Annotated in this window: 11 protein-coding genes; all 11 read right to left on the reverse strand. The window is 39.3% G+C overall.

What is annotated here, in order from left to right; all coding sequences use genetic code 11:
* Positions 1-136 precede the first annotated feature (136 nt).
* The 11 genes from ABYK33_RS13250 to ABYK33_RS13300 all read right to left on the reverse strand — a co-directional run bounded on the left by ABYK33_RS13250 (position 137) and on the right by ABYK33_RS13300 (position 5,640).
* Positions 137-511 (reverse strand): hypothetical protein, encoded by a 375-nt coding sequence (locus ABYK33_RS13250; protein WP_373033747.1) that lies wholly within the window; start codon positions 509-511, stop codon positions 137-139.
* 121 nt (positions 512-632) lie between these two features.
* The gene (locus ABYK33_RS13255; protein WP_373033748.1) at positions 633-983 is read right to left on the reverse strand and encodes a hypothetical protein; all 351 of its coding nucleotides are present in this window, start codon (positions 981-983) and stop codon (positions 633-635) included.
* Between the two features lie 472 nt (positions 984-1,455).
* Positions 1,456-1,662, reverse strand: a complete 207-nt coding sequence (locus tag ABYK33_RS13260) for a hypothetical protein (protein ID WP_373033749.1) — start codon at positions 1,660-1,662, stop codon at positions 1,456-1,458.
* A 146-nt stretch (positions 1,663-1,808) separates the two neighbouring features.
* A complete protein-coding gene (locus ABYK33_RS13265) occupies positions 1,809-2,051 on the reverse strand; it encodes a hypothetical protein (protein WP_373033750.1) in 243 nt (80 codons plus the stop codon).
* A gap of 47 nt (positions 2,052-2,098) precedes the next feature.
* A complete protein-coding gene (locus ABYK33_RS13270) occupies positions 2,099-2,479 on the reverse strand; it encodes an Imm30 family immunity protein (protein WP_373033751.1) in 381 nt (126 codons plus the stop codon).
* A gap of 147 nt (positions 2,480-2,626) precedes the next feature.
* Positions 2,627-2,965, reverse strand: coding sequence for a DUF2314 domain-containing protein (locus ABYK33_RS13275; protein WP_373033752.1), 339 nt, complete (start codon positions 2,963-2,965; stop codon positions 2,627-2,629).
* A gap of 113 nt (positions 2,966-3,078) precedes the next feature.
* Positions 3,079-3,414 (reverse strand): hypothetical protein, encoded by a 336-nt coding sequence (locus ABYK33_RS13280; RefSeq protein WP_373033753.1) that lies wholly within the window; start codon positions 3,412-3,414, stop codon positions 3,079-3,081.
* A 182-nt stretch (positions 3,415-3,596) separates the two neighbouring features.
* The gene (locus ABYK33_RS13285) at positions 3,597-3,998 is read right to left on the reverse strand and encodes a hypothetical protein (protein WP_373033754.1); all 402 of its coding nucleotides are present in this window, start codon (positions 3,996-3,998) and stop codon (positions 3,597-3,599) included.
* Between the two features lie 117 nt (positions 3,999-4,115).
* Positions 4,116-4,718: a hypothetical protein gene (locus tag ABYK33_RS13290; RefSeq protein ID WP_373033755.1), complete on the reverse strand. Its 603-nt coding sequence runs from the start codon at positions 4,716-4,718 to the stop codon at positions 4,116-4,118.
* A 131-nt stretch (positions 4,719-4,849) separates the two neighbouring features.
* Positions 4,850-5,158 (reverse strand): hypothetical protein, encoded by a 309-nt coding sequence (locus tag ABYK33_RS13295; RefSeq protein ID WP_373033756.1) that lies wholly within the window; start codon positions 5,156-5,158, stop codon positions 4,850-4,852.
* A gap of 251 nt (positions 5,159-5,409) precedes the next feature.
* Positions 5,410-5,640 (reverse strand): hypothetical protein, encoded by a 231-nt coding sequence (locus ABYK33_RS13300; protein ID WP_373033757.1) that lies wholly within the window; start codon positions 5,638-5,640, stop codon positions 5,410-5,412.
* Positions 5,641-5,709: the final 69 nt, after the last annotated feature.

Below are 5,709 nucleotides of genomic sequence, written 5' to 3' on the forward strand. Positions count from 1 at the left end.
ACTGATTTAACACAGCAGCAATGTGATGTGATCGCTCAGAAGCTTAACAGTCGACCACGTAAACGTCTTAACTTCAGAACGCCAGAGGAATGCTACTATGGTTAGTGACTACATTTGTCGCAGTTCAAACTTGACACTAAGCATTATTATTTTTGAATTCATCAATTAGCGTAAAAAATAATTTTGTTGCATTTTGATGCTCAATTTCAGTTGCATGTGATTCAAGTGCATCCCAGTCGAACGGACCGTCCGGCACCTCCAGCTCCATGACATTACAAAGTATGAGCCTGCGCCAGCCTGGCACAGATGTTCTAAAACCAAGTTTTGTTTTTACCCATTCGTTAAATTTAGCAAACGATGGATTTGAAATGTCTTCTATGCCCAGCTCATCCATGGCATAAAAATAGCCGCCAAGAAATGAGTAGATAGAATGTAAATCGTTATCTCCAGTATACATTGAAGTACGTGTGCTTATGGTTTCTAGGAGATCATAAATATTATACGTATTCATTTTTAGTGCCTAACGCCAAACTAAGCCGAACGCTGGAGCGGTGCGTATTTTGTGTGACCTTGCACAAAATATGTGCCGCGGAAGTGGGTCGGCTTGAGTGCATTGTTAGCAGTTGCTTGATTCATACTGAGGCGCCATATTTTGCTAGAAAATAAACAACAACATAAAGAACCCCGTTCCCCAGTAGATATATTAGATTGTAAGTTATCCCTAGAACCGTGGGTTTTGTTAAACCATTAAATATTATGTTACGGAATGCCACAAACAAACCAAAAAAGCCAATTAGTGGGATGCTAATTAGTACAATAATAAGGATTTCAAATAATATGCTGCTGGTCGAGATTTTCAGTGCAGAAAAAAGCACTGCCATAAAGAGTAATAGTACGTAAGCAATTCCTTGTGCTGCCATTCCAACAATTGGGATTACTATTGATGATTCCTTACCATCAAATATTTTTGGTTGTTTAATCATTATCACTGCTAACGTTCTATTAACAGGCATGCCGTAGTGGTGGGCATTTTGTGCGATTTTGCACAAAATGAACGCCGCGGAGGTATGTCCTTGTTGAATTTATTGTTAGGCATAGATTCTTATATATAGTGTACTTCACATTTGGAACGAAGATTTTCATAGCATTTATGACATAATATTTTAATGTCCGGTTCTGCTGCCTCTACAGATGCATCATTCCACTCACCTTGAGCCAGATAGTGCTTGTGACATTGATCGCACCATGCGTCAGGCCACTGGCGTTCACTATCAGGAGTTCCGGAGTACCAAGTAGTGGTTTCACGGGATATCAGGTGTTTGCATACATAGGTTATGTAAGCATCACCATGTTCGCTACATTTGACTGTTTCGTTTTCTATTTGTGTGCCTAACAGTTATATTAACGAGACCTCATGTCTCGTTATACATTTTTAGATTTCCAGCGCATCATAATTTACCTTAGCATATAAAATAAGTCTGTTAGTAAAGTTTCAAGTTTGTTGTTGAGCTTTCCTGTTTCAGAGAGATTTTGTAGCCATAAGAATATTTCTTTTGGCTCTGATGTTTCTGTTTTATGCATTAATTGAATATAAAAATCGTTATTGAATGTTTTCAACTCTTCAGTGATTTGTGATAGAAAATGGTCAATTTTTTCTTTCATTTTTTATTGATTTATAATCTAACGCCTAGCTAAACCGACCGCTGGAGCGGTGCGTGTTTTGTGCGATTTTGCACAAAACATGTGCCGCGGAAGTGGGTCGGTTTGAGCGCCTTGTTATGAGTTGCGGTTTATTGTGACTGCGATTATTAACCTTCACTAATTATTGCCTGTATTTCACTTTTTAGCCCACTGAGTACAGCGCGCTCGCCATCAGTATCTTCGATAGCTCCTTGGCGCTCTGCAGCATATTGCAAACGCTGCCTAGCAATTTCCATTTTCTCAAGAATTTCTTCTGCAGAGTTTGGGATTGGGTTGATCCAAGGCATGACTTTATAAAACCTATCAGCACCTTCTGGTGATAGTTTTCTTATTAACTCTACAGAGTTCATTTTATTTTTGACTCATAACAGTTATATTAACGAGACCTCATGTCTCGTTATACATTTTTGGGCCCTTGAACCAAATCAACGATAAGGGCATCAATGATTAATGCCTCTTCAGGCTCACAAGCCTCTGTAACTACCTTGCTAAATACATTTATCTCGTGGTTACCGGCATTAGCGATTCTGAGTATTATATTTTTGGTCCAATTCCCAGATAGGAATTTGAGCTTCACGATGTTCTTGGCTAATGACATGTAATATGCTTCTGCACTTTGAGCTTCAAGAAAATGTAAAACGCCATATTGCTCATGTAGGTAATCATCACTAGCGTAAAAAATAGACCATATATCATCTGGCAATGGTTCCGTACCATTCAAATCGAGCAGTGCTTGGTCAAAAAGGTGATCGTCACCAGTTTCCAGTGCTAAGAACATCCTTCTTACTTGAACGCTGTTCATGAGTATCTTCTTTACTATGTAGGCCTAACGTTTCAGCTAAGCTGACCGCCGTAGCGGCATAAATTTATGCTATTTACAGCATAAAATTTTGTGCCGCGGAGGCGGGTCGGCTTGAGCTGTTTGTTATGTGTTTTCATCTTCATATACATCAATCACGTGACAAGACTTAAAATTAACTGTTTGGCCATAATTTACGCATTCACTACCTGTTGGAACGTTGTCTAGAACACCTTCATAATAGAACTTATGTGTTTTAGTTACTTGTACCCACATTCTTTCAACTGACACCTCATCAGACCCAGGGGTCTCTTCCATGCGAAAGATTAGCTTTACTATATTACCGGGTTTTAACGACCCCCTGATTTCTTTATTTGGTATCGAAAAAGAGTCAGGGTATTCACGATGTAATTCTTCACCGTTATCTAGTTCGTAGTGATCTACTTCATACGACGGCAGTTTCATAAATGTTCCTTATACACATAACGCCTAGCTAAGCCGACCGCTGGAGCGGGACATATTTTGTGCTATTTTGCACAAAATATGTGCCGCGGAGGCGGGTCGGCTTAAGCTGATTGTTATGTGTTACTAACAACATCTTCAACACTAATGTTGATTTTACATGGCTCATATATGGGAGAATCAATGCCACGTATTATTCCGTTTATAAACTCATATAATTCCAACACCCTGTAAACCCCTGAAGCTAGATAAACCTTTTTTTTAGCCACATCAATTACCATAATCTTTTGTTTTCTATTGGGTGTCCAATGGGGGATCGCTATGTATTGTGAATCATCCGACCAAACAAATGATGGATTACATTCTTCAACCTCAATTCCATTTGAGACCCTAAGTACTCCACACGTGGGAGCACCCATTGCAATTTCTCCTGCACCTTCTATTTTAGCCACAAGGTGTCCATTTGGACTTCTTGCAGATTTATTGCAATCCCAAGGAGATGTCATCACTTACCAATCCAATTTTACACATAACGTTCTATTAACAGGCATACCGTAGTGGGGTGCATTTTGTGCGAGTTTGCACAAAATGCGTGCCGCGGAGGTATGTCCTTGTTGAATTATTTGTTAGAAGGTTAATCAATTAGAAAAACTCCATGCCCTGTAGCGAATGTAAAATATCCCCTTTTGTTGTCTTTATCATACCAATATTCAACACTAACCCATGTGTCATTATTTGCATCATTTGAGTCAATGCCAAAAACACTTGATACATTAGTGTCATTTGCAACAACAGATATCCATTGTTTAGTATCATTTGTGGTGTCTACGGAGAAGGTTTCGTAATAGTGCTGCCACTTAACCGGAAGAATTTTTCTGTATAGCTCAATTCCGTTAACAACAAGTGTAATGTTTTCATGAGATTTAATGAAACTCTGATTACTTATATAAATACGAAGTTGTTTAGACTCTTCAGCGTGTACTGAAAATGCAATGATAAGAATTGCTAGTATCAGTAGTAATTTAATTTTACTCATGCCAAAGCTCCATTTTCCTTCTAACGCTTTATTAACAGGCATACCGTAGTGGTGTGTATTTTGTGCGATTTTGCACAAAATTCGCGCCGCGGAGGTATGTCCTTGTTGAATTATTTGTTAGCTTTTTGTGAACTCCGTGATTAATTGTTTCGCTTCTTCTTCTGAGGTTGGTGTATGTGTTTTTAGAGTGCGTAATGAACGATGCTGGGCGTCGCTTACCTTTTGAATAGTCGCCTCACTTGGTACCAAGCTTGATATATAGAATATACATCCTGATTTAACAACAGAGCTTGATACTAAATAATTGCCACCTTCTTTCGACTCTCGGTTGAGTATCCAAGTAAGAATTTGATTCTGTTTGTCCCAGCCTTTACTTTCTATTGATAGTTTATCTTCGCCGACCACTCCACTAAGATAATTTAGTTCGTAGTCTACGTGCTTAGAAAGAATTTGCTCAGGTGATTCTTTGTTAGTTATTAAACTAACGAACTGATCTGTTTTTAAGGTGACAATTTGTGAGTTTGTTTCATAGAGTGTGAAGTGGGCGCCTGGTTTTGGTAAAACCTTCACAGGAAACTCCAGGCTAAAATAACACTGGCATTTTGGGTCGGGAAGAAGCCCTTTAGTTGCGCCGTCATTATCCCAGTACCACATCATGTCTGAGGCTTGTGAAATATTGCTAATAAGGACCAATGAAGCCAAAAACAATAATTTACGCATTATAAATTCCTTTTGATAAAGCTAACGTTAAGCTCAGCCGACCGCCGTAGAGGCACTTGAATTTGTGCTATACAGCACAAAACAAGTGCCGCGGAGGTGGGTCGGCTGAAGTGCCTTGTTAAGCGTTGATTTCACTGCGCCACCTGCTTGTTTAGAGCTGACATTAGTTCTTCTTCGGCCTCTCTAACAAGAGCTTTATATTCATTTGACTGTGCATCACTCCATATATACCAGTTTTCGCCATCAAAGCGACGAACCTCAACCTGTAGAGTTGATGACTTCAGTTTCTTATTAATTATATTTTCCATTTCAGGGCCGTAACTAGAGCTATTACCTGACGGAATAATAGATTCATAAATATTGCCTACTATTATTCCTACAGCTTTAACGTCGGTTTCTTTGAATTCAAACCTTCCGTCAGGTAGCTGCTTATACCACATGCCATTCCTTTCGAATTCATGTTTTGCTAATTCAGCTACTTCAGACGGACCAAGACCGAAGCTAACTGTGTTTTCTGTGGAGCATGCCGCCACCAACAATAGCAATATTATTAAAAGGTGCCTCATGATTTATACGCTTAACGCAGAGCTAAACCGACCACTGGAGCGGTGCTTGTTTTGTGTGAATTTTACACAAAACATGTGCCGCGGAAGTGGGTCGGTTTGAGCGTATTGTTATGTTTTTGTGCTTATTAATCCTCATCTTTTAGCCTTTCCCTTGCTGCTGACAATGATTTCTCATACTCACCATCAAATGCCTCCGATACTACTTTTTCAAAGATGCATGTAAGGTTCCAGAGGGCGCGCTGTTCAGCCTGATGCTCAATTGATAAAACATCAGTGTTAGAGAAACGCGACAACATTTCAAATAGCACCAATGCTTCATCGTTTGTAACTTCAAGATTTATTGATTTATTTTCCATATTTTTTAAACATAACGCCTAGCTAAGCCGACCGCTGGAGTGGCACATATTTTGTGCTATTTTGCACAA

The organism is Sulfurovum sp. (assembly GCF_041562805.1).
GTDB lineage: Bacteria > Campylobacterota > Campylobacteria > Campylobacterales > Sulfurovaceae > Sulfurovum.

Bases quoted from the DNA above. Each gene is read 5' to 3' on its own strand.
- ABYK33_RS13260 (WP_373033749.1), bottom strand. From the start codon at position 1,662: ATGAAAGAAAAAATTGACCATTTTCTATCACAAATCACTGAAGAGTTG.
- ABYK33_RS13300 (WP_373033757.1), bottom strand. From the start codon at position 5,640: ATGGAAAATAAATCAATAAATCTTGAAGTTACAAACGATGAAGCATTG.
- ABYK33_RS13255 (WP_373033748.1), bottom strand. From the start codon at position 983: ATGATTAAACAACCAAAAATATTTGATGGTAAGGAATCATCAATAGTA.
- ABYK33_RS13295 (WP_373033756.1), bottom strand. From the start codon at position 5,158: ATGTGGTATAAGCAGCTACCTGACGGAAGGTTTGAATTCAAAGAAACC.
- ABYK33_RS13275 (WP_373033752.1), bottom strand. From the start codon at position 2,965: ATGAAACTGCCGTCGTATGAAGTAGATCACTACGAACTAGATAACGGT.
- ABYK33_RS13290 (WP_373033755.1), bottom strand. From the start codon at position 4,718: ATGCGTAAATTATTGTTTTTGGCTTCATTGGTCCTTATTAGCAATATT.
- ABYK33_RS13270 (WP_373033751.1), bottom strand. From the start codon at position 2,479: ATGTTCTTAGCACTGGAAACTGGTGACGATCACCTTTTTGACCAAGCA.
- ABYK33_RS13250 (WP_373033747.1), bottom strand. From the start codon at position 511: ATGAATACGTATAATATTTATGATCTCCTAGAAACCATAAGCACACGT.
- ABYK33_RS13285 (WP_373033754.1), bottom strand. From the start codon at position 3,998: ATGAGTAAAATTAAATTACTACTGATACTAGCAATTCTTATCATTGCA.
- ABYK33_RS13265 (WP_373033750.1), bottom strand. From the start codon at position 2,051: ATGAACTCTGTAGAGTTAATAAGAAAACTATCACCAGAAGGTGCTGAT.